20 protein-coding genes and 2 pseudogenes are annotated in these 23,177 nt (G+C 46.4%); 7 read left to right on the forward strand and 15 right to left on the reverse strand.

The features are described from left to right. Position 1: 1 nt before the first annotated feature. From nqrF to AR383_RS07215, 9 genes are all read right to left on the reverse strand, one after another. Entirely contained in the window at positions 2–1,225 is a 1,224-nt protein-coding gene (nqrF, locus tag AR383_RS07175) for an NADH:ubiquinone reductase (Na(+)-transporting) subunit F (RefSeq protein WP_055732514.1), read from the reverse strand. 31 nt (positions 1,226–1,256) lie between these two features. Continuing rightward, complete coding sequence (gene nqrE, locus AR383_RS07180) at positions 1,257–1,865, reverse strand: NADH:ubiquinone reductase (Na(+)-transporting) subunit E (protein ID WP_055732515.1); 609 nt, start codon at positions 1,863–1,865, stop codon at positions 1,257–1,259. A gap of 4 nt (positions 1,866–1,869) precedes the next feature. Then, complete coding sequence (locus tag AR383_RS07185; protein WP_055732516.1) at positions 1,870–2,502, reverse strand: NADH:ubiquinone reductase (Na(+)-transporting) subunit D; 633 nt, start codon at positions 2,500–2,502, stop codon at positions 1,870–1,872. Further along, complete coding sequence (locus AR383_RS07190) at positions 2,495–3,280, reverse strand: Na(+)-translocating NADH-quinone reductase subunit C (RefSeq protein WP_055732517.1); 786 nt, start codon at positions 3,278–3,280, stop codon at positions 2,495–2,497. The genes AR383_RS07185 and AR383_RS07190 overlap by 8 nt, the downstream gene beginning before the upstream one ends. After that, positions 3,270–4,484, reverse strand: a complete 1,215-nt coding sequence (locus AR383_RS07195; protein ID WP_055732518.1) for an NADH:ubiquinone reductase (Na(+)-transporting) subunit B — start codon at positions 4,482–4,484, stop codon at positions 3,270–3,272. Before AR383_RS07195 ends, AR383_RS07190 begins: the two co-directional genes overlap by 11 nt. A 2-nt stretch (positions 4,485–4,486) precedes the next feature. Further along, positions 4,487–5,827, reverse strand: a complete 1,341-nt coding sequence (locus AR383_RS07200; RefSeq protein WP_055732519.1) for a Na(+)-translocating NADH-quinone reductase subunit A — start codon at positions 5,825–5,827, stop codon at positions 4,487–4,489. Positions 5,828–6,124: 297 nt separating this feature from the next. Continuing rightward, positions 6,125–7,195 (reverse strand): TRAP transporter substrate-binding protein, encoded by a 1,071-nt coding sequence (locus tag AR383_RS07205; RefSeq protein ID WP_055732520.1) that lies wholly within the window; start codon positions 7,193–7,195, stop codon positions 6,125–6,127. A gap of 41 nt (positions 7,196–7,236) precedes the next feature. After that, a complete protein-coding gene (locus AR383_RS07210) occupies positions 7,237–7,542 on the reverse strand; it encodes a BolA family protein (RefSeq protein WP_055732521.1) in 306 nt (101 codons plus the stop codon). Positions 7,543–7,564: 22 nt separating this feature from the next. Further along, positions 7,565–8,155, reverse strand: a complete 591-nt coding sequence (locus AR383_RS07215; protein ID WP_055732522.1) for an alpha-ketoglutarate-dependent dioxygenase AlkB family protein — start codon at positions 8,153–8,155, stop codon at positions 7,565–7,567. 92 nt (positions 8,156–8,247) lie between these two features. On the opposite strand from AR383_RS07215, the gene AR383_RS07220 reads away from it, so the two are divergent. The 5 genes and pseudogenes from AR383_RS07220 to AR383_RS07240 all read left to right on the forward strand — a co-directional run bounded on the left by AR383_RS07220 (position 8,248) and on the right by AR383_RS07240 (position 13,080). Then, on the forward strand, positions 8,248–9,387 hold the full coding sequence (locus tag AR383_RS07220; protein ID WP_055732523.1) for a methyltransferase: 1,140 nt from the start codon (positions 8,248–8,250) through the stop codon (positions 9,385–9,387). A gap of 61 nt (positions 9,388–9,448) precedes the next feature. Then, positions 9,449–9,990 (forward strand): annotated as a pseudogene (locus AR383_RS07225) (YajG family lipoprotein). Continuing rightward, positions 9,987–10,565: a peptidylprolyl isomerase gene (locus AR383_RS07230; RefSeq protein ID WP_055732525.1), complete on the forward strand. Its 579-nt coding sequence runs from the start codon at positions 9,987–9,989 to the stop codon at positions 10,563–10,565. The pseudogene AR383_RS07225 and the gene AR383_RS07230 overlap by 4 nt, the downstream one beginning before the upstream one ends. A 157-nt stretch (positions 10,566–10,722) precedes the next feature. After that, positions 10,723–12,087 (forward strand): AmpG family muropeptide MFS transporter, encoded by a 1,365-nt coding sequence (locus AR383_RS07235; protein WP_055732526.1) that lies wholly within the window; start codon positions 10,723–10,725, stop codon positions 12,085–12,087. Between the two features lie 45 nt (positions 12,088–12,132). Continuing rightward, positions 12,133–13,080, forward strand: a complete 948-nt coding sequence (locus AR383_RS07240; protein WP_055732527.1) for an SLAC1 family transporter — start codon at positions 12,133–12,135, stop codon at positions 13,078–13,080. Between the two features lie 61 nt (positions 13,081–13,141). Here AR383_RS07240 and AR383_RS07245 read toward each other — a convergent pair whose 3' ends face one another. Further along, a complete protein-coding gene (locus tag AR383_RS07245; protein ID WP_055732528.1) occupies positions 13,142–13,624 on the reverse strand; it encodes a YajQ family cyclic di-GMP-binding protein in 483 nt (160 codons plus the stop codon). A 180-nt stretch (positions 13,625–13,804) separates the two neighbouring features. Between AR383_RS07245 and AR383_RS07250 the strand changes: the two genes are divergently transcribed. Together AR383_RS07250 and AR383_RS07255 are read left to right on the forward strand one after the other, a co-directional pair. Continuing rightward, a complete protein-coding gene (locus AR383_RS07250; protein WP_198150215.1) occupies positions 13,805–14,758 on the forward strand; it encodes a ketopantoate reductase family protein in 954 nt (317 codons plus the stop codon). Further along, entirely contained in the window at positions 14,751–15,359 is a 609-nt protein-coding gene (locus AR383_RS07255) for a DJ-1 family glyoxalase III (RefSeq protein ID WP_055732530.1), read from the forward strand. The genes AR383_RS07250 and AR383_RS07255 overlap by 8 nt, the downstream gene beginning before the upstream one ends. Positions 15,360–15,387: 28 nt before the next feature. Here the strand turns inward: AR383_RS07255 and AR383_RS07260 are convergent, their stop codons facing one another. The 5 genes and pseudogenes from AR383_RS07260 to lysS form a co-directional block, all read right to left on the reverse strand. Next, entirely contained in the window at positions 15,388–18,042 is a 2,655-nt protein-coding gene (locus AR383_RS07260) for an alpha-amylase family glycosyl hydrolase (protein ID WP_055732531.1), read from the reverse strand. Positions 18,043–18,203: 161 nt separating this feature from the next. Beyond that, the gene (locus AR383_RS07265) at positions 18,204–19,631 is read right to left on the reverse strand and encodes a helix-turn-helix transcriptional regulator (protein WP_055732532.1); all 1,428 of its coding nucleotides are present in this window, start codon (positions 19,629–19,631) and stop codon (positions 18,204–18,206) included. A 341-nt stretch (positions 19,632–19,972) separates the two neighbouring features. Next, positions 19,973–20,952: pseudogene (locus AR383_RS22640) on the reverse strand (substrate-binding domain-containing protein). A gap of 136 nt (positions 20,953–21,088) precedes the next feature. Next, positions 21,089–21,538, reverse strand: a complete 450-nt coding sequence (locus tag AR383_RS07280; protein WP_055732535.1) for a DUF1499 domain-containing protein — start codon at positions 21,536–21,538, stop codon at positions 21,089–21,091. Positions 21,539–21,665: 127 nt separating this feature from the next. Beyond that, a complete protein-coding gene (gene lysS, locus AR383_RS07285) occupies positions 21,666–23,147 on the reverse strand; it encodes a lysine--tRNA ligase (RefSeq protein ID WP_373869471.1) in 1,482 nt (493 codons plus the stop codon). Positions 23,148–23,177: the final 30 nt, after the last annotated feature.

Here is a 23,177-nt window from a genome sequence, read left to right on the forward strand (position 1 = left end):
CTTAGCCACCAAAGTCATCGAGAAGAATGTTTTCGTCTTCCACACCTAAATCTTTAAGCATGTTAATTACAGCGGCATTCATCACCGGTGGACCACACATGTAGTACTCACAGTCTTCTGGAGCATCGTGATCTTTGAGATAGTTTTCATACAGTACGTTATGAATAAAGCCAGTTTTACCTTCCCAATCATCACCAGGCTGGGGATCAGAAAGCGCAACGTGCCATTCAAAGTTATCATTTTCGCGCGCTAGCATGTCAAAATCTTCTTCATAGAAGATCTCACGACGAGAGCGAGCACCGTACCAGAAGCTAATCTTACGCTTAGACTTCAAACGCTTAAGCTGATCAAAGATATGCGAGCGCATAGGTGCCATGCCCGCACCACCACCAATAAAGACCATCTCAGCATCAGTATCTTTAGCAAAGAATTCACCGAAGGGGCCAGAAATAGTAACCTTATCACCTGCTTTCAGGTTAAAGATGAACGAAGACATTTTACCGCAAGGTAGGCTCATGTTATTGGGTGGCGGCGTAGCGATACGCACGTTCAACATGATAATGCCTTCTTCTTCTGGGTAGTTCGCCATCGAATAAGCACGTACCGTTTCTTCGTCCACTTTAGACTCTAAATTAAAGAAGCCAAAATGTTCCCAGTCGCCACGGTATTGCTCTTCGATATCAAAATCAGCGTACTTAACATGATGGGCAGGCGCTTCAATTTGAATGTAACCACCAGCACGGAACGGAACCGATTCACCATCAGGGATTTGTAACTTAAGCTCTTTAATAAAGGTCGCTTTGTTATCGTTAGAGATAACCGTACATTCCCATTTTTTCACGCCAAAGATTTCTTCGGGTAAAGTAATCTTCATATCCTGCTTAACGTTAACTTGGCAGGCTAAGCGCAGACCTTCAGCGGCATCACGCTTACTAATATGGTCCAACTCAGTGGGAAGAATATCGCCGCCGCCTTCAAGTACGTGTACGTGGCACTGTCCACATGAACCGCCACCACCACAGGCAGAAGAAACAAAGATCCCAGAATTACCTAACACCCCAAGTAGCTTGCTACCGGCTTGAGTAGTAATCGCTTTATCGGGATCATCATTAATTAAAATTTGAATATCACCAGAACTGACCAGCTTAGACTTAGCAAACAAAATAACTGTTACTAAAGCCAAGACGATCAAGGTAAACATAGTTACGCCGAGAATAATTTCCATCGACTAATTTTCCTTGTAGTTATTGGCCGTCTTAAAGCTGAACGCCAGAGAACGACATAAACGCCATCGCCATTAGACCCACCGTGATAAAGGTAATCCCTAAACCACGCAAACCATCAGGCACATCAGAGTACTTCATCTTTTCACGAATACCAGCTAGAGCAACAATGGCCAACATCCAGCCAATACCACTACCTAAACCGTAAACTAAAGATTCGCCTAAGTTATATTCACGTTGCACCATAAACGATACACCACCAAAAATGGCACAGTTCACGGTAATCAACGGTAAGAAAATACCCAAGGCCTGATAAAGGGCTGGAAAGTATTTATCCAACACCATTTCAAGTATCTGAACTAGAGCGGCAATCACACCAATAAAGGTAATAAAGCCTAGAAAGCTTAAGTCAGCATCTGGTAGACCAGCCCACTCTAAGGCACCAGGCGCAAGCAGGTTAAAATAAATAATTTGGTTAACCGGAACCGAAATACCTAATACCACGGTAACGGCAACGCCCAAACCAAATGCGGTTTTCACTTTCTTAGAAACGGCCAGGAAAGTACACATCCCTAGCAAGAAAGCCAAAGCCATATTTTCAATGAAAATAGAGCGAACTAAGAGACTAATATAATGTTCCACTCGATTACTCCTTCGGCTCTACTTGTTCAGGGTAAATAGTACGTAATCCCCAAATCAATAAGCCAATGATGAAGAATGCAGACGCGGGTAATAACAACAGACCATTGGGTTGATACCAACCACCGTTGTTAATCAAAGGCATAATCTCGATACCAAACAAAGAACCCGAACCAAACAGCTCACGCACTGTGCCAACCGACATTAAAATTGCACCGTAACCCAAACCATTACCGATGCCGTCTAAGAAAGACTTCATCGGAGGCTCTTTCATGGCAAAGGCTTCTGCACGCCCCATTACGATACAGTTGGTAATAATCAAACCAACAAATACCGAGAGTTGTTTAGAGATATCGTAAACCACCGCCTTGAGGATTTGGTCCACCACAATTACCAACGAAGCAATAATCGCCATCTGCACGATAATCCGCACACTACTTGGAATGTGGTTACGAATCATCGAAATAAACAAGTTAGAGAATGCCGTTACCATCATCACGGCCAGCGTCATTACAAAGGCGTTTTCCAGTTTACTGGTCACTGCCAAAGCAGAACACACACCCAATACCTGCAGAGCAATTGGGTTATTACCTAATATCGGCCCGAACAGTACCTTTTTCGTTTCTTTAGCATCAGCCATTGTTTAAGCCTCCCTGTTGCAACTTGGCCAGGAACTTACCAAAGCCTTTATCGCTTAACCAAAATTTAAAAGTGTGATCGACACCGTTACTGGTTAAGGTTGCCCCCGATAAACCATCTACTTTATGTGGGGAACCTTCAGGCGCAGAACCTTTAATGATGTTAATAGCCACATCGCCATTTTCATCGTAGAGTTTTTTGCCTTCAAACTTCGCTTGCCAAAGTGGGTTTGCCACTTCGCCACCCAATCCGGGAGTTTCCCCTTGATCGTAGTAAACGATGGCATCAATAGTATTGCCATCAGGTTGTACCGCTAAAAACGCATACATAGTTGACCACAGACCGCGGCCATGCACGGGTAAAATCACTCGTTCTACTTCACCTTGGTCATTTTTTACCAAATACACACTAGCTAGGTTAGAACGGCGAACAATACCTGCAATATCTTCTTCACCCGATAAACGAATACTGGTATCAGGATCCTTTGCGGCTTTACGCTGTTCAAAGGTAGCCGGATTAACTTTGTCATCACTAACAAACTCACCGGTTTCAATGTCTACTACTTTTGGCTCTATCACCTCTGCGTAAACTTTCGCTACATCACGGCCGGCTAAATCCACACCCGACACCGCTAAAATATTCTTTTGTTTATCTTCAGCGGCGTTCTGTTGCTGCATGCCTCGCAAACCAACGGCAGCCAGCGATACAACAATCGAACACACTAAACTTACGCCAACAACAACCTTTATGGTTTTGGCTAAGGAATCATTACTGGCCATCGCGAGCAAGCCTCCGTTTGATATTGGCTTGAACTACAAAGTAGTCAAAAATCGGGGCAAATAAGTTAGCGAAAAGAATGGCTAACATCATGCCCTCTGGGAATGCAGGGTTTACCACGCGGATTAACACTACCATCACGCCAATAAGAGCGCCGTACCACCATTTACCTTTATCGGTAAACGAAGCTGATACAGGGTCAGTTGCCATGAAGAACATGCCTAAGGCAAAGCCCCCTAATACAAAGTGCCAATGTGGTGGTAATTGGAACATCATGTTGCTGTCAGAACCGATTAGGTTTAACAACAAACTGGTAGCTATCATGCCTAACATCACGCCTGCGACAATCCGCCAAGAAGCCACATTAGTAATAATCAAGAACAAACCACCTAGCGCCAATAGGAAGGCTGAGGTTTCACCGCTTGAACCTTGAATAAAGCCAAAGAAGGCATTCATCCAAGTGATACCTTGTGCAGCTAAGCCTTCAACACCTTGAGCCGCCACTACACTTAGTGGGGTTGCCCCAGAGAAGCCATCTACCGCAGTCCATACTGCATCACCAGAAATAGCGGTTGGGTACGCGAAGAACAAAAACGCACGTCCCGCTAAAGCCGGATTTAAGAAGTTTTTACCGGTTCCACCAAACACTTCTTTCGCCACCACCACACCAAAGGTGATACCTAGAGCCACTTGCCATAAAGGCATAGTAGCGGGCAGCGTTAGCGCGAATAGGATGGAAGTAGCAAAGAAGCCTTCGTTGACTTCATGGCCGCGAACCGAAGCAAATAACACTTCCCAAAAACCACCCACAACAAACGCGGTGAGGTAGATAGGCAGAAAGAACACTGCACCATAAAGCAAGGATGCGAACCATCCAGCGTCTGCCCCGAGAGGAACGCCCAATAGACTCAATAAGGCACCATGCCAGTCATCAGGTAAACTACCAGTGCCAGCCATAATCGCTTCATTAGCCTGAATACCGGTGTTGTACATGCCAAAAAACATCGCTGGCATTAGGGCTAGCCAAACGAAAATAATGATACGTTTTAAATCAATCGCATCACGAACATGGGTGTTCTTTTTAGTGACAAGGCCTGGGGTATAAAGAAATGTCGCTGTCGCCTCATATAAAGCAAACCACTTTTCGTGTTTACCACCAGGTAGAAATTGCGGTTCAATTTTTTCAATAAAATGCTTAAGACTCATGCTTAACCTTCCTTCTCAATCTTGGTCAAGCAATCACGCAGCACGCTACCGTACTCGTATTTGCCGGGACACACAAAGGTACATAGCGCCAAATCTTCTTCATCTAACTCTAAGCAACCCAATTGTTGGGCACTGTCAGTGTCATTGGCCAATAAATCACGAAGTAACAGAGTGGGTAAAATATCTAAAGGCATCACTCGCTCATATTGACCAATTGGTACCATGGCACGAGCACTACCACCAGTGGTCGTTGTGAATGAGAACAATTTGCTCTTGTTCAAGCCAGAGATGAATACCTTAGCTAGAGAGAATTTTTTACTGCCGGGAACAGCCCAGCCCATAAATTCTTTTTCGTAGCCTTCTTCCACCGCTGACACTTGCATGTGATAACGACCTAAATAGGCATGAGGACCAGTTGCATGAGTACCCATCAATACCGTACCCGAAATCACTCGGTGCTCTCCGTCAATCAATTCCCCTTCAATCAATTGATTGATGTCGGCACCCAATTCGGTACGTAATAGGCGCGGTTCTTTAACCACTGGGCCAGCCAGAGAAATAATCCGCTGATTGTAAAGTTTACCGGTGGCAAACAGATGACCGAAGGCAATCACGTCCTGATAAGAAATAGACCACAGCGTACGTTGAGCACTGGCCGGCTTAAGGGTATGAATATGAGTACCGGCTAGGCCTGCCGGATGAGGTCCAGCAAAAACATGCTCTTCAACACGGGCTGCATCCGACTTGGGCAAATCATTATTTGCTTTACAAACAAATACTTCACCACTGGTTAAACGCGACAAAACTCGCAAACCGGTCAGGTAAGCAGCTTGGTTTTGGTCGATAACCACTTTAGGATCGGCTGCTAATGGATTGGTGTCGATGGCAGTAACAAAGATAGCGGAGGGTTCTGAATCTATCGCAGGTACTTTGCTATAAGGACGCGTTCTAAACGCAACCCACTGACCAGAATTAACTAACCGGTCTACGATTTGGGCGCGCTCTGCTTTATCAATCTCAGCGTCGCTTAACTTACCAAAATCAATGCTTTCGCCATCTTGCTTTTCAATCACTACCGATTGCAAGACACGCTGGGCACCACGGTTAATTTCCTGAATAACACCGGCACAAGGTGCGGTAAACACAACGCCGAGATTCTTTTTGTCTTCGAACAACGCCTGACCTTGACTTACCACATCACCAACTCGAACTTTCATTGTAGGGCGCATGCCTACATAATCTTCGCCGAGTACTGCAACTTTGGTAACAATAGACGCGTCTACTATTTGTTGTTTGGGACTGCCCTTAATCGGCAAGTCCAATCCTTTATTTATTGTAATCATACTCTCTTACACATGTGTTGGGTCGGAAGACGAGCGATGATCTCTGTGTAACTTTTGCACTCAAAAATAATTAGTTCGACTAACAAGTCATAGACAATTAGCTAACAAGACACAGAAATCGCGATTATTCTAGCACCAAATAACCCCATTTCACCAAAGAAAAAGGCCAAAAATGTAGCCTACGCAGCCAAAGTGTTAGCAAAATGTTAATACTTAGACAAAACTACTTTTTAGCCCACCAAACCTTAACCAAGCCCGCTGGAAAACTTTTCTAAACAAAAAATCAACATAATCAGATTATTCTAATGCTGTTGGATGCAACTCCACCTGATTATACTTATTAACGCCAAATTGAAACCGTTGGTAACTACTGAGAACCCTTTCAAAGAAGGGATCCTGCTGAGCCAAATCTGAGATAACTTCCGCACTAAGTTGTTTAAGTTTGTCTAGCACAGGGGGAGGGAAAGCCAATACTTCCACTCCATGCTCATTGGCCAGTATATTCAATGCTTCTACATTGTAGACGACATACTCATTAAGCGTTTCTTGATTCACCACTTCAGTAGCATTTTCTACAATTCTTTGTAAATCAGCAGGTAACGCTCTAAATGCTTGCTCATTAACAATAAATTCTAAATTAGTACTGGGCTCATGCCAGCCTGGATAATAATAGTAGGAAGCCACTCGGTGAAAACCAAACACCAAATCATTATAGGGACCGACCCACTCCACCGCATCCAACTCTCCTGATTGTAAGGCGGTAAAAAGTTGTCCTGCGGACTGGGTACTGGTTTGTGCTCCTAATTTGGTCAATACATCGCCCCCCAAACCGGGAAAACGGATCTTTAGCTGCTTAAAACTATCGATAGAGGTGATTTTCTTATTAAACCAGCCGCCCATTTGAGCGTCGGTATTACCGCCCGGAAAAGGGATAACATGGTAGGGCGCATAAAGTTCTCTCCATAGCTCTAAACCCCCACCAAGATATAACCAGGCATTCAGCTCTTTAGCTCGCATACCAAAAGGGATGGCAGTAAAAAATACCGCCGCAGGCAACTGTTTTTGCCAGTAGTAGGAAGCACTGTGGCCCATTTCTACTTTGCCCTCAGACACCACCTTAAACACATCCATGGCCGAGTGTAACTCATCGGCGCCATACACCTTAATGGTTAAGCGTCCGCCACTCATGGCTTGCACTTCTTCTGCAAAACGCTCAGGGGTTGAACCTAAACCAGGTAAGTCTTTGGGCCATGAGGTTACCAAAGTCCAAGTAAACTCTGGCTTACTCGCGGCCGACTCGTTAAATATCGAGCCATAACAGGATGTTAGCAAACAAGCTAACAAGCTAACTTTTATATATAAGCGCATTAAACAATCCTTATTTGATGCGTATCTATGATTAAGTTTGCTTAGTGGCCTCCACGGCATTGTGGAGAGCTAGGAACAGCTTGCAACTGTGCCCACTGGCTGGGGGTGTAGGTGTGCATCGCCAAAGCATGAACATCGGTTTTCAGCTCATCGGCTAAGGCCTGATTGACCGCCCGGTGGCATTGCAACAAACGTTTCCCTTCAAACTCCTCACTCACTATAGTCACTTTAAAATGACTTTCTGAGCCCTCTGGCACATTATGCATATGGCTTTCATTTTCTACCGCTAAGTATTGTGGCGCAAAGGCCTGTTGTAACTTCTCTTTGATGATGGTTTCTACACGCATGCTAGAGTCCTGCATTGCTTTATTAACTTAAACTCATTGTATAACGAAACGTTAAATTAATCCTTGGACGTTTTACTTTCAGCATCTTAGGTAAACTGTGCTGCCATTGCTGCTGCGAAAGTTGATTCATTAGCAGCATATCGCCGTGTTCCAAAAGGTATTCCCTGCGCTCATTATTCAGCTTATGGCGGAATAAAAAACGTCGCGCTTCGCCCAAACTCAGCGATGCAATTACCGGGGCCGAGCCCAATTGCTTCTCATTGTCGCTGTGCCAGCCCATATAATCTGCGCCATCTCGATAGTAGTTGAGCAGAACGCTGTTAAACGGCTGTTGAACTCGCTGCTCTAAGGCTTGCTTTAACGCTAACAAATAGTCTGGCCAAGGGCTTGGCTCACGCCAGCGACCAGAGTAACGGTAAGCGCAGTCTTCATCACCTACCCACAATGACAAGCGAGGCTCTAAACAACGTTTACCAAATACTTGAATATGGTGTTGCTGCCATGGCAACTCGTTTTGTAAGCGCTGAAACAACCGTGTCGCCTCTCCGGCATTTAACCAAGCTCGATAAACTAACAATTGCTGGTTAATATCACTGTGTGTTGCCGGTTCCACTGCAGTCGATTCCTCGTCACTGTTGCTTTAGTTTAGGCCTCAACTTAGATACACTGCTGCCACTATTCAAGGCCTGCGTCAACAAACCCATAATGAGTCAACATTTGCAGCTAAACTCGCACTCACTAAACTTATCACGTTATCCTCAAGAGCATAGCCAAGATTTACGCGCTTGGAGCGCCGCCGATGAGTTATTGCTTGATTATGCCAATCAGCAAAACGCCATCGCGCATCACATTCTCATTATTAATGATGAGTTTGGTGCTTTGGCCTGTGGTGTGTTAGCCATGCCGCAATTTGCCCACAGCCAAATTACTTGGCTAAGTGACTCCTTTGTGGCACAGCAAGCGCTAAAACAAAACCTAGCAGCCAATCAACTCGACCCACAGCGGCTTAATATTGTATCAAGTACTTCTGAACTACCCGCGGCTGAGCTGATTTTGATGCGCTTAGCCAAAAGCCTAAATTACTTGGAATATCAGCTAATAAGCCTACAAAGTATATTAAACGAAAGTAGTAAATTTGCCTGTGGAGCGATGTTAAAAAGCTTACCCAAGTCGGTGTTTAGCTTATTTGAACAACATCTCGGTAATGTCACCACTTCGCTAGCAAAGAAAAAAGCCCGTTTATTGTTTGGCCATTACCAGCAAAAGCACAGCGCAATGCCCTACCCTAAGTGCTGGCAGATTGCCGAATACCAATGGCAACTCAAGGACCACGCCAACGTATTTTGCTTTGGCAAATTCGATATTGGTACGCGCTTCATGTTACAGCACCTTCCTGCCAAAGATGTCGAAACGGTGATCGACCTTGGCTGCGGCAACGGCCTGTTAGGCTTACGCGCTTTAGAGCTTTATCCCAATGCCCATGTTCAGTTTTGTGATGAGTCGGCCATGGCTCTAGCATCGGCGCAAAATAACGTCAGTTTAAATCATCCAGAACAGCTAGCTCGCTGCCGTTTTAGCCAAGACAACGGGCTGCAACATCAAGAGAGTGATAGCGCCGATCTGATCCTATGCAATCCACCTTTTCATCAGCAAAACACCATTTCCAGCCATATCGCCCAGCAAATGTTTCGTGACGCTAAGCGCTGCTTACGCTCGGGCGGCCAGCTATTGGTCGTGGCCAACCGCCACCTTGGCTACCACCCCTTATTAAAAAGCTTATTTGGGGGTTATAAGTTGCTGGCCAGCAATAGTAAATTTGTTATTCTGAGCAGTACTAAGCGTTAATCCGACAATATAGGTGATCCCATTGCAAAAGCCGTCTTTATTAACCGCCCTCACATTGGGGATGACTCTCCTACTTGGCGCCTGTAGTAGCCAACCTCAACAGGTTGAACTTACTCCTCAGGTAGAACTCAACACTGCGCAGCAGGTAAATAGTATCATCGCCATACGCTCGCAAGATCTACGCAGCAACCGTTTTTTAATCAGCATTCATCAACAAGACCAAGAACAGGCTGAGCTTATCGCCAGTGCCAATAACTTACGCCAAAGCATTGAACAACAGTTAAGCCAAGCTTGGCAGCAACAAGGTTTAGGCGTGGTTGCCGATGCTCCACAACGCATTACCATTGATATTCTTGAGCTAGCCAGCCGGGTAGACGAAAGCAGCGTTAAATACCAAGCCAGCAGTACCATACGCATTAGCGTTACTGTAGATACCCCAGTCAAACCTTAACTAAGCAATTTCGCTCAAAGCATAGCCATGAAGGGGCATTCTCAGTCAATGTGAATAAACAGGCGGAGGCCATGAGTCAACAACTGTCACAACTACTGAGTGAAATTGCCAGCGACCCTCAATTATTAGCAGTATTGGAGAATCAACAATGAATTTGAGTATCTTACGCAAAGGACTTATCACCGCCGCAGTGGCCTTGTTAAGCCTAAATGTGAGTGCAGAAACCGTCCGCTTTATTACCAACCAAGGTAATTTTGAAATGCAGCTCAAACCTGAAGCAGCGCCTAAAACGGTGGCTAACTTCCTACGTTACGTTGAGGATGGTAGCTACAAAGGAACCCTGTTTCATCGCACCATTCCCGGTTTTATGGCTCAAGGTGGTGGTTACTCCATCAATTACGAACAAGTCGCTACCTATAAACCAGTAGAAAACGAATCTAAAAATGGCCTAAGCAATACCCGCGGTAGCGTAGCCATGGCCAGAACCAACGATCCGCATAGCGCCACTCGCCAGTTTTTCATTAACGTTATCGACAACGGCTATCTCGATGGCAGCCCCAATAAATTTGGTTATACCGTATTTGCCGAAATCAGTGCCGGTATGGATGTGGTAGACAAAATCGTTAATAAACCCACTAAAAGCGGTCCGATTCCCGGCATGCGTAACGTGCCCATGGAAAAAGTCATTATCGAAGACGTAGTACTTGTAGACCAAGCACAACCTTAGCCTTTCACCCCGCCACCGAGCATAATATGAAAACAGCGCTAAATCCTTGGCTTGCACAACGCTCCCATGGAAAACGTCATCATCGAAGACGGGCTACTGCTGGAGCCGGCACAGCCTTAAGCCTTGGCCGATCATCGCCCCCATCATCGGGATCACTATGAAAACTGCGCTAAACTGGTCCCAAACACTACGCTCTTATCTTGATAAACGCTTACTTTGGGTATTTATGCTGGGTTGCGCCAGTGGTTTTCCGTGGGTGCTGATAGGCTCAAACATGTCGGGCTGGCTCACCGATGCAGGCTTATCTCGCTCGGCCATTGGCTTTTTTGGCTCGGTATTCACGGTTTACGCGATTAACTTTATGTGGGCGCCATTGGTGGATAGGGTTAAGCTGCCACTACTGCATACCTGGTTGGGGCAACGCCGCAGCTGGATATTTTTCTGCCAAAGCATCGTATTAATCTGCACCTTTGGCATCGCCCAGTTCGACCCGGCTAAAAGCCTGATGTTTACCTCACTGTTAGCCCTGTGCATTGCCACCGCCTCCTCTACTCAAGATATAGCTATCGATGCTTACCGTATCGACAGTTTCTCTACTAGTGATCCGCACCGCCTGCCGCAAGCGTCGGCTATGGCCGTCATTGGTTGGTGGACCGGCTACTCGCTCCCCGGCTATTTAGCCTTCATCAATGCCGATGAAATTGGCTGGAACGGGGTGTATTTAGGCATGTGTATCATCGTAGCGCTCTTAATGCTATTTACCGTATTAGTAAAAGAACCGCTGACTAACCGCGATGCCCTACAACAACAGGCTGAAGCGCGTCACGCCGCCTACCTCGGCACCAAATCCCCCATGGTGGCTTGGCTAACCGTGACCGTGGCAGAACCCTTTCTCGACTTCTTCCGGCGTAATGGCGTAAGAGTCGCCGTAACGCTGCTGTTATTCGTCTTTTTATTCAAAATTGGCGAAGCCTTTTTGGGCAGAATGTCGATCACCTTCTATCGCGAAGTCGGCTTTAGCAACGATCAAATTGGCTATTACTCTAAGCTGATTGGCTGGGGAGCCACCGTTGCCTTTACCTTAATCGGCAGTGCCTTCAATGTGCGCTTTGGTCTGGTTAAGGGCTTGATTTTGGGAGGCATCGCCATGTCTGCCAGTAACCTGATGTTTGCCTGGATAGCCTCAACCGGTCCTGATGAGCAGCTATTCTTAGCCACCATTATTGTGGATAATTTTACCAGCGCCTTCGCCACCGTGGCCTTTGTATCATTTTTAACCGTGCTCACCGGCCAAGCCTTTTCGGCCACCCAATATGCCTTATTAGCCAGTTTAGGTAACTTAGGCAGAACCACACTGGCATCATTCAGTGGCAGCCTGGCCGACTACCTAAACTCGTGGCCGCTGTTTTTCATACTCACTGCGGTCATGGTAACGCCTAGCTTACTAATGTTAGTCAGCTTGCGCGCTTACTTTGCTAAGATTCTAAAACACAATCAAGACAGCAAAGATAACACGCCGTAAGCGGGCTAAATAACAAAAGCCGAGGAACAAGGAACTCAACTAACAATGGCCTTTACTACAAAACTGGTTAATTATCCTACGGCGATTGCCGGTCTTGGCTTAGCAATTGCTAGCCTTGGCTTAGTTTGGTCTCAGCATGTCACTCACTCTACCGGGCTACAATACCTCGGGGCCCTGGTTGCGGCGGCACTGGTGTTACCGCTACTGTTAAAGTTTAGTTACCGCCCAAGCCTGTTAGTTAAAGAACTGCGACACCCTGTAGCGGGCGCCATGCTTCCGGTGGTTACCATGAGCATCATGGTAATGGCCAAATCGCTGGCAGTGGTGCAACTGGAGTGGGCGGTGGCTTTAGGCTTCGGTGCATTTATTCTGCAACTATTGTTACTGCTTAGTTTTGCTTACTACCGCAGTCAATACTTAGTGTTAGAGCACTTTATCCCTTGCTGGTTTATACCTCCCATAGGCTTGGCTTTATGGCTGGTGGTAAGTCCAATCGCACTGTCTACCCCGCTGATTAAAATTATCTTATATGGCAGTTTACTGGCCTATGCACTGCTGCTGCCCTTGGTCATTTATCGCCTTAAAGCGGCGCCTTTGGCCTTAGAGCAGCGCCCCTTTTTAGCCATTTTGGCCACCCCAGCCAGCTTGATTTTATTGGCCTACTTGGTGACTACACCAAAACTAAACCCGGCCTTCGTTTACAGTCTTGCCGCCCTAGCAATACTCATGACCCTAAGTGTTTATTTACTGTTGGCACTGTTATTACTCAAGCTACCTTTTAGCCCAACTTACGCAGCCTTTACCTTTCCATTGGTCGTCAGCAGTAGCGCCTTATTTCAATTAGGGCTATTTATGCAAAATCGCATCGAGGCTGGCAGTCTAGGGCAAAGCTTGGTAGAGAGCCTAGCCTATCTAGAATTGGCTGTAGCCAGTCTCATGGTGGTTTACGTAGCGGCTCGCTATCTGCGCCATTACTGGCCACAACGGCATTAAAAAAGGCCGAGAACTCGGCCTTTAAAAATAAATCATTTAATCTGCCCGCTGGGAGCCAATATTAATCGCGGAAGTTATTAAACTGGAAGGCTTGGTCATAGTCTCCACCACGCACCAAAGCCATTGCCGCCTGTAAGTCATCGCGTTTCTTACCGGTTACCCGTACTTGCTCGCCTTGGATAGAGGCCTGAACTTTCAATTTGGCATCTTTGATTTGCTTAATGATTTTCTTAGCGGTGGGCTGGTCAATACCATTTTTAAAGTTCACCACTTGCGAGTGGGTTTTACCGCTACGTGTTACCTCGGCTAAATCTATCGCTTTAGCGTCTACTGAACGTTTAACCAAGGTGCCACGAAGAATGTGCAACATTTGATTGAGTTGAAATTCGGCTTCCGCAGTCATCTTGATCGAGCCATCTTTATATTCAAAACTCGCTTCCACGCCACGAAAATCAAAGCGAGTTTCGAGTTCGCGCACCGCATTCTCACAAGCATGGCGAACTTCGTTAGTATCAATCTCAGAAACAATATCAAATGATGGCATCAGCCTTCTCCTAAAAACAGTAAATCAAATAATCTCGACATTATATGCGCTAAAGCGCAACAGCACTATCTTCAGCCTCAAACACAGCAACATGAGTAAGCCATAGTTTGATGACACAACCTCACCGGACGCGCTTGCCTACTATTGAACAAGCCAGCGATAGCGACTATGGTTGGGCACATGCCAAGCACTCGCTTGTGTCAATTATCACTAATCAATAAACGAAGGTTGTATGTATCACTGCGCAATTATTGGTGCCGGAGCCGTAGGGGGTTAATAGCGGCCAAGCTCAGCCAAAACCACAACAAGGTCTGTTTTGTGGACCGGCGCTTAAGCGAGTCTTCTCAGCTAGAACTTGAACTGGAGCAATGGCAAGGGGTAAAGCTACAGTTTAAGCTGCCCTATTTAAACCAGTTAGCACCTTGTCGTTGGCTGATCATTTGCGTCAAAGCCCACCAAGTCGCTCAAGCTATAGAGGGCTTAAGCATTGCTGCAGACTGCCAAGTATTGTTAATGGTTAATGGCATCGGCGCCGAACAAAGTCTGCTAAGCACCCTTAAACCCGAGCAACTGTTTTTGGCCAGTAATACTCATGGCGCACTGCTCATCGACAAGCAAGCTCATCAGCTGCGAGTAAAACATACTGGCTTAGGTAAAATTGACCTTGGCGGCTACCTCAACCAAGTGCTAAAACCCCAGTATTTAGCTTATCTAAACCAAGCCTTTGAACCAGTTTATTGGCACAATAATATCTATCCGGTGTTATGGCAAAAACTGGCGATTAATTGTTGTATTAACCCACTCACAGCGATTCACCGCTGTCGCAATGGCGAGTTATTAAAACCGCAGTATCAATCCGAAATTACCCACTTATGCGCAGAAATCAGTCACACGGCTGCGCTCGAGAGCATAGCACTCAGCGAGCAACAACTACAACAAAGCGTGCTGCAGGTTGCCAAACTCACCGCCAATAACTTTTCCTCGATGCAACAAGATCTCGCACAGCAACGCCGCAGCGAAATAGACTACATTAATGGGTACTTGGTGGAATGCGCCAAACGACATGGATTGGATACTCCATGCAACCTCGCGCTGCTACAACGCATCAAACAGATGGAGCAAGATTATGCATAAAATCATGGTGGCAATAGCCCCAGGAAGCGAAGAGATAGAAGCGGTAACAATTATTGATGTGCTGCGCCGAGCTGAGCTAGAGGTGGATGTGGTCAGCGTCTGCCCACAAGGCAAATTGCAAATCACCGCCTCTAGAGGAGTAAAATTGGTGGCAGATTGCCATTTAAACGATGTTGTAGCCAGTGACTACCAAATGTTGGTATTGCCCGGTGGTCTCCCCGGCAGCGAAGTTTTTCGCGATAACCAACAACTGGTTGAGTTACTGAAACAACGACTAGCAGGACAGTGGCTGGCTGCTATTTGCGCAGCGCCTGCCGTAGTATTGGCTACCCATCACATTTGTAGTGAAGCGCAAATGACTTGTCACCCCGCCTTCCAGCAACAGATTTCAGCCAAGCAACTAAGCCAACAGCGAGTGGTAGTGGATCTCAGCCAGCGCCTCATTACCAGCCAAGGGCCGGGAACCGCCTTAGAGTTTAGCTTGAGCTTAGTCGAACACTTACTCGACCAAGATACCGCCACCAGCGTCGCCGCGCCGATGGTATTAGCCGCTCAAAACCAACAGCGTTTACTACGGCACAAAAAAGCCCTACCGAAGTAGGGCTAGTTGGTTAGGCTAAAATTTAGACTTATTCCGACAGCGTAATTATCGGTAACTCATCCCATATTTTGGCTTCATCCGCTGCACCACCCGAGAAATTCCAAGGACCAGCATCGATAGCCAATGGACGGTAAGTGGCAGACAGACCATCAAGATCCCAAGTCGTTACGTAGAAACGAATGCCATCTAAACTCTCTGGGCGACCTAGAGTATCGCTAGCAAAGTCCATGTATATGGCGCGTTGCTGTTTATCAACACTCACCTGAGGAGCTGGAGTAACGGCTTCTCCCCACGTGGTGGCATTGGCTCCCTCACTATTATAGATAGAGTTTTGCCAGCCAAATATCACCGCATTAAGATTCCAAGTGCCACTAGGCATGCTGGCACTCAATTTCGGTAATACAGTTTCACCACTATCCGCATGCTCAGGGAGATCAATGAAAATAGTGAACCCAACATGATCGAAGCCGTTAGGTGGCAACCAAGTGTCAGTCAAATTGTTCATAGTCAGTTTTAGGCGAACGTTGCTGCCTACGGTGTAAACCTCAGCTTGTTCAATCGCCAATTGACTATTCACTTGGTCAAAACTGGGGTCCGAAGGAAGAGAATACACGCCATTTGGACCACCCGCGCCCTGCTGGGCATCGCCACTGTCGTCGATAACTAAGTCGGCAGTCTGCGACCAAGCCAAATTCGAGGTAAAGTGCACATCTGCCAAGCCAGCGGCTTGCTCAGGTGAATAGATGGCAAAACGATGTTGCTGCTCTCCAATGGCAAAATGACGAGTCGACAAGGTGACAGACCACTGACCACTGTCGTCGGCCTGAAACGCGGTAGCCTTGGCCAAATTACCATCTACCACTAATTGCAAGTGCTGATTTGGCTCCGCGCTGCCACTAATCAAGGTATCTTGAGTAATGGTTCGCTGATTCCAGTCATCGCTTAAAGTAATGCTTAATTCAGGAGTGTCTACTGGCGCCATGTTATTGGTTTTGAAATACACCACAGCAGCTTTAGCGGGTAAACTTAAACTCAACTCGCCGTTAGCATCACTCACCAATGCGCCTGGCGCTTGTGGCCAGTTAGCTTGAATTTGCTGCTCAAATACCGTGCCTTCTGGCTGTTGCAGATTTAAGTGGTTAAGCAACATCGGCACTGTGGCGGTATTCATCAGCACTAATACTTCTTGATCAGCATATTTGCGAACAAAACTAAATACACCAGCGCCGGCTTTATCACTGGCGATAACCTCTATATCACCACGGGTTAATACTGGATTATTACGTCGCAACTGCGCTAACTGCTGAATAAACTTATACATTTCACTATTTTGGTCAAATGCATCGGTTTGCTCACCATCTTCACGGTAACCTCCTTCAAACATCGCATCACGGCTCGCAACCATGGCTTGCTCAGTACCTTGGTAAATCACAGGGATCCCCGGAACGGTAAGCAGCGTCATCAACGCCTGTTTCAAATCGGCTGTGCTGGCTTGGGACAGAAAACGCGGCATGTCGTGATTGTCGATGAAGTTGGGTAACAGATAAGGGTTAGGAAATAACTCCATCATCTTTTCTAAGCGAAAGCGTAAATAATCGGTAGCTTGCCCGCCAGCAAATACCCGAGTCATGGTGGTTTGTAGTGGGAAGTTAAGCACCGACGCTAATTGCTGATTATCACCCTCTCCTAGATACGTCAGCATTTTCTGCTCACCTTCGGTATTGTAGGCAGTAGAACTTTCAAACACTTCACCAAAAGTTAAAAACTGCTCACGCCCGGTTTGCTCGGCCTGCGCCATAATACCGTCATCAGCATGTAAGAAGTCGTGCCAGAACGGATGGTCAACAAACTTCACTGTGTCAATACGAAAAGCATCTACCCCAACCTCACGGATCCACTTACGATAGCTCTGTTTCAAGTAAGCAATGACTTCTGGGTCAGTAGTATTTAAATCATCTAGATCGGATAATTGCCAGGTTTTTTCTTGTAGCGGGTCGTTGTGATCACTGATACTAGGTGTCCAGTGGTAACTGCCACTGCCATCTTCACGACAAGCATTTTGGTTTAAGGGGTAAGGCAGACTCTGACCAGGCGCTAGGGCGTTACTAATTAAACGAAAACCGGCACAAGGTAGGCTAGAATCGTATTCCCATGGCTGATCATAGGTAAAATAGTTACCCACATGGTTGGCAACAATATCTTGAATTAGATACATATTGCGGTCATGTATATCTCGCGCCAAGTTTCGATAACTTGTCATATCACCGAAGTGCTCATCCACTTGCTGTAGGTCTCTAGCCCAATAGCCATGGTAGCCGCCATAGTCCTGCTCATTATCCCACCACTGATTCGCCACTGGTGGCGTTATCCATACAGAACTAGCCCCAAGCTCTTGAATATAATCCAATTTATCACTAACACCGAGAAGGTCTCCACCACTGAATTTCTTCTCCGAAGTGGGGTCAAACTCTCCCTGCCCCTGGTCACTATTACTAACATCGCCGTCATTAAAACGGTCTATCATTAAGAAATAGATGATTTGATCCTGCCATTCCGGTGAGCTTACATGGCTACCGTTAACAACCGTAGTTTCATCATCCGAGTTACAGCCGCCCAAGGCTAACGCAACGGCAACAGCCAGCGCGCCCATAGGCTTTGCATAAAAGTGTTTGGTACTTTTCATATCGCCTTCCATAGTGTGCAATTAGGCTTGCAACAGTATGTGAAAGCCGAGGCCTTTTAAGTGTCATAATGCGCCAATTATCCTGCAAAGATGCGCCAGCCAACCTAAGCTGTGAGCAAGGCAACGTTTTTAATCCGGTTCGGCATGACAACAACGCCCTATTAAGCCAGTGGCGGCACAAATTGATAATATTGAGGGTAGTGCTGAGTCGCCAACTCTTGGCTCTGCGCATCATATAAGCGAAAGCTGCAACGTTTTGCTAATGTAGGAAAGGGGCTCGACAAACTCCACATAGAGTAATGAGAGTTGCTACTCACCTGTTGCAGGGCCAAGGGCTGTTGCAGCTCATCAACATAACAAAGGATTTGCGCAACCCCCTCTAAGCGACAGGCCAACTCAATAAACAGTTGGTAGGCAAAACCGATCTTAATCATATGCAGGGTAGGCACAATATAGCTAGGCGCCCCGAGCAATAGGCGCTGCGTCACTAAATAGTCTTGCTGCTGATTGTCATTTACGTAGATCTCGCCGTCTACTTCGTAGCGCAAGCGAAAGCGCAGAGGCTGTGCCACGGGTAAGTTCGCCGTGGACCAAAGCTCAGTGCCTTCGGCCAAAAAATCGTTAAAAAAGGCGGGGTAATGGCGCCAAATGCCATCATGATCTTTGCACTCAACACTCACTACTTTTTCAAAGGCGATATTATCTACTTCCAACCAAACTTGGCCTTCTTGAGTATGTAGCTCGCCCGGTTGGCCAATTGGCCCGCGGGCATAATGCAGGCGCACCGGCATTTGTTTTGATTGAACACGGTTCTGTTGGCACTGACGACGATAAGCACTGGGCTTAAAATTAAACCAACGACGAAACGAGCGATGAAAGTTAGCCGGGTCATCATAGCCCAAACGCAGCGCAATCTGTGCAACCGGCAAATTGGTGTCTGCCAATAGATTTAAGGCCAGCGTTTTCTTCTCATCTTCTACCAATTGGCTGAAATTCAGTTGTTTAGCATTCAGCCGCCGCTGGAGAGTACGCGTAGACAAGCCCAGTTGTTTAGCCACACCGGCAATATTTAAGGGCTGTTCAATACCCGCTTGAATGCTCCGCCTCAATTGGGTTTGCAGATCGGGACGCTCAATCGACTGATGCATGAGTAACACCAGGACCTTCTTGGCGAGATGATGTAATTCGCTCTGCTGCGCTAAGCTTAAACTGCGGGCCGCTTCAGCAAGCCACAAACTTTGCGCATTCAACAACTTAAGCTGACTGGCTTCACAGCGCTGCTGTAGCTGTTGGTATAATTGACCGAGTAAGTTCTCTGCCCACGATGGAGCACTATGTTGTTCACGGCAGCGTAAACTTAAACTCACGCCTTCCGCTTGCTCTTGCAGCTCTACATAAACACTTCGGTCGAGTAAAGACACACATTTTGCCCACCACACCAAACCTTCGTTAAGAACCGGCGCATGCTCAAACAACAAGGCTTGCAACTGCAATATTTCGCTAAGATGCCAATACTCTCCGGCAATGCGTAAATGCGAGTGGCCTAAACTTTTGGCTAAATGTTTACTCAGTATTAATGGCTCTACCATTGGCCTATCCATGACCGTGAATCAGCTTTCACCTTACACATAAATAATATTAATTCAAAAACTTACAAGAAAAATCGCTAACTAATATCGATTTTTTTCGAGAGCGCCACCAAACGCACAGAAGCAGCAGCCGCTCTGCGAGCATAGGTGTTGATGCGAGTGAACCGTTACCTGAAACTAGCGAAAGGACAGACTCAACTAACTAAAAACTTAACCTCTCGCCAACAGAGTTGAAATAAACATCCGCCTCTAGGAATTGCTGGCAGCCTTTAGTTTGAGCGATTACGGACAAACATAACAAAATCAAGCAGCGCGTTGCGCGTCTTCACGACGCGGCAAGCTCACTGACAAAGCGGTTGTTTGCCTGCCACACACACCTCCAGTGGCGTATAAATGATTGGCTGAACCGACTTACCCTGATTCAGGGCATGCAAGGTATAAATCGCCTGATAGCCCATGTCGTAAGGTCGCTGACCTACGTTGCCATGCGCTAATCCCGCTTCCAATAATTTTTTTTGCGAAGGTAAAGTATCGCCAAACAGCAGCACTAACTGCTGCTTATCGATGACATTCTGATAGTGCCCCACCTCATCGCTATATTTTAAAACTTCGCTTTGCGCTCCTGTACCTAAGTTAATCAAAACATCCAGTAACTCTGGCGCATACACATGTAAGCGCATCATTTTTTCCAGGTTAGATAAAGCCCGCTCGGCATCATCATCGGAATAAATCGGGCAGCGAGAATGTTCCTCCCAGCTACTGTTTTCCGAGTTTTGAGGGCCTAAAGCCGCATACAAACCAGCCAAGCGCTGCTGCATATTGCTGGCCGCGCGATGGCCCGACAATACACAAAAATCCCACCTTCAGGTTTAAAACGCTTCGCTAATAATCCCAGCTGAAAGCCGAATTGAAAATTATCACTACCGATGTAACTGGCCCGTAAGGCCGGATTTTGAGCCAATACCTTTGCCGAAAAATCCGAATCAAAGGTCACCACCGGAACAGATTGCTTGGCCGCTAATAACATGCTGCGGTTAACTAGCACACGAGAATTAATCACTGACACCGCAATACCATCTATGTGTTCATTAAGATGCTCGGCGATAATACGGTCTTGAAAGCGCGCATCAGCCTCATAGGAGCCCACATATAAACACTCTACGGCTAACTCCTTGGCAGCCGCGATGCAACCGCGCTCAACCTCGTCAAAATAAGGGGAATTCACACTCTTAGGCACCACTAAATAACGTGGTTTTGCCGATTCAGCAGAACCGCTAAGGCTAAATAGCCCAAGTAAACAGACAACAAGCAGTGACTTCATCAAACTCAACTTTTAGCTTAGATAATCTCAACTTAGGTCAAACAAGGAGATTAGCAAACACTAATAAATGCTTTTGAATAATGGGTCACGCTTTGGTTTACAGCAAAACTTGAAGCTGCAAGCACAGACACAAAATCTAAGGTGCTTCTGCATACAATTCAGCAAAACGCTGATAGCGCTGCCGATTTACGCCCATATCCGAATAACCTACTCGCGATTGCGAGCGGTAATGCAATACTTGATTTTGTTGGTCAAAATACAATTCCACGTCATCTCTAAAGCCCATTCTCGGGCTAAAAAACACCGCGTGAACATAGCGTTCATTACGCTCTATTATTTGGTTATTAGGCATGTGAGCGAAGGCGCGTAAGGCGGCTAACTGAGTCGCCTTTAAGTCGGCTTTAAAGTTTAAAGGCGCTACGCTTTTATCGCTATCTTGGGCCATAGTTGATACCCCATTGGGAGTGCTAGCTAAAGCCGCTAACCGCCCTTGATGAAGCCCCAGCTGACTCGGTGGAGTCAGATTTTGATAAACCATTACCGCCACCACTGCCAGTATGATTATTGCTACTACCGCTGCCAACATTTTCACTATCCTTCTCCCTATAAGCCAAAGCAAGTGATGCCAAGCCATAATGCTACTATACGCAAAACAGATAAAAAAAAGCCACTCGCCATAAGGGAATGGCCTTTAAATCTTTAGCTAAAAACGCTTAAGCTTGTGGGCGCATCGCTGGGAACAAGATCACGTCACGAATAGTATGGCTATCAGTAAATAACATCACTAGGCGATCAATACCAATGCCCTGACCAGCAGTAGGCGCTAAACCGTGCTCTAAGGCGGTGATGTAGTCAGCGTCGTAGAACATGGCTTCATCATCGCCAGCATCTTTTTGCGATACCTGATCTTTAAAACGTTGGTCTTGGTCATGCGCATCATTCAACTCAGAGAAACCATTAGCAATTTCTCGCCCACCCACAAAGAATTCAAAACGGTCAGTGATGAAGGGGTCTTTGTCATTACGACGAGCCAGTGGCGACACCTCTGCTGGGTACTCGGTAATAAAGGTCGGTTGAATCAAACGGTGCTCGACCGTTGCTTCGAAGATCTCGGTAATCACCTTACCTAAGCCCCAGCTAGCTTGCACTTCAATGCCTAGGTCTTTAGCTACTTCGCTCGCCTTCTCAAGGGTGGCTAGTTGGTCCTCGGTCACTTCAGGGTTGTAATCCAATACCGACTGCTTCATAGAAATACGTTTATAAGCGCTACCAAAGTCAAATTGCTCTTCACCGTAGGTAACGATTGAGCTACCCAACACTTGCTCAGTCACGCTGCGCAGCATTTCCTCAGTCAAATCCATAAGATCTTCAAAGGTCGCGTAAGCCATGTAGAATTCCATCATAGTGAATTCTGGATTGTGGCGAGGAGATAAACCCTCGTTACGGAAGTTACGGTTAATTTCAAATACACGCTCAAAACCACCCACAACCAAACGTTTCAAGTAAAGCTCTGGGGCAATCCGCAAAAACATTTCTTGGTCTAGAGCATTATGGTGAGTAATGAACGGACGCGCCGACGCGCCACCGGGAATCACCTGCATCATTGGCGTTTCCACTTCCATAAAGTCACGTTGAGTCATGAACTGACGAATAGCGTTAATGATCTTCGAACGAATAATAAAGGTGTTACGAGATTCTTCGTTCATGATCAAATCAACGTAACGCTGACGGTAACGTTGTTCTTGGTCGGTTAAACCATGGAATTTTTCAGGCAAAGGGCGTAGCGCTTTAGTTAGTAAGCTGTACTCGTCCATATTCACGTAAAGGTCGCCTTTACCTGATTTATGTAAAGCGCCTTTCACACCAATAATATCGCCAATATCCAAGCCACCAATTTCTTTTAGCTCTTTTTGAACGGTCTTCGATGCATAAGCCTGAATGCGACCAGAGACATCTTGAATCACCAAGAAGGGGCCACGTTTAGCCATGATACGGCCAGCAATGCTCACTACATTTGCCGCAGCTTCCAGCTCTTCTTTGCTCTCTTCACCAAACTTTTGTTGTAAATCGTTTGCTAGGTGCTCACGTTTAAAATCGTTGGGGTGGCCGTTGGCCGAGCAAGTTTCGCGGATCTTATCTAACTTAGCGCGACGCTCTGCAATCAGTTTATTTTCTTCTTGTGCTGCTTGTTCCAGACTTTGTTCTGTTTGTTCCGACATGTGAAA

The organism is Agarivorans gilvus (genome assembly GCF_001420915.1).
Taxonomy (GTDB): domain Bacteria; phylum Pseudomonadota; class Gammaproteobacteria; order Enterobacterales; family Celerinatantimonadaceae; genus Agarivorans; species Agarivorans gilvus.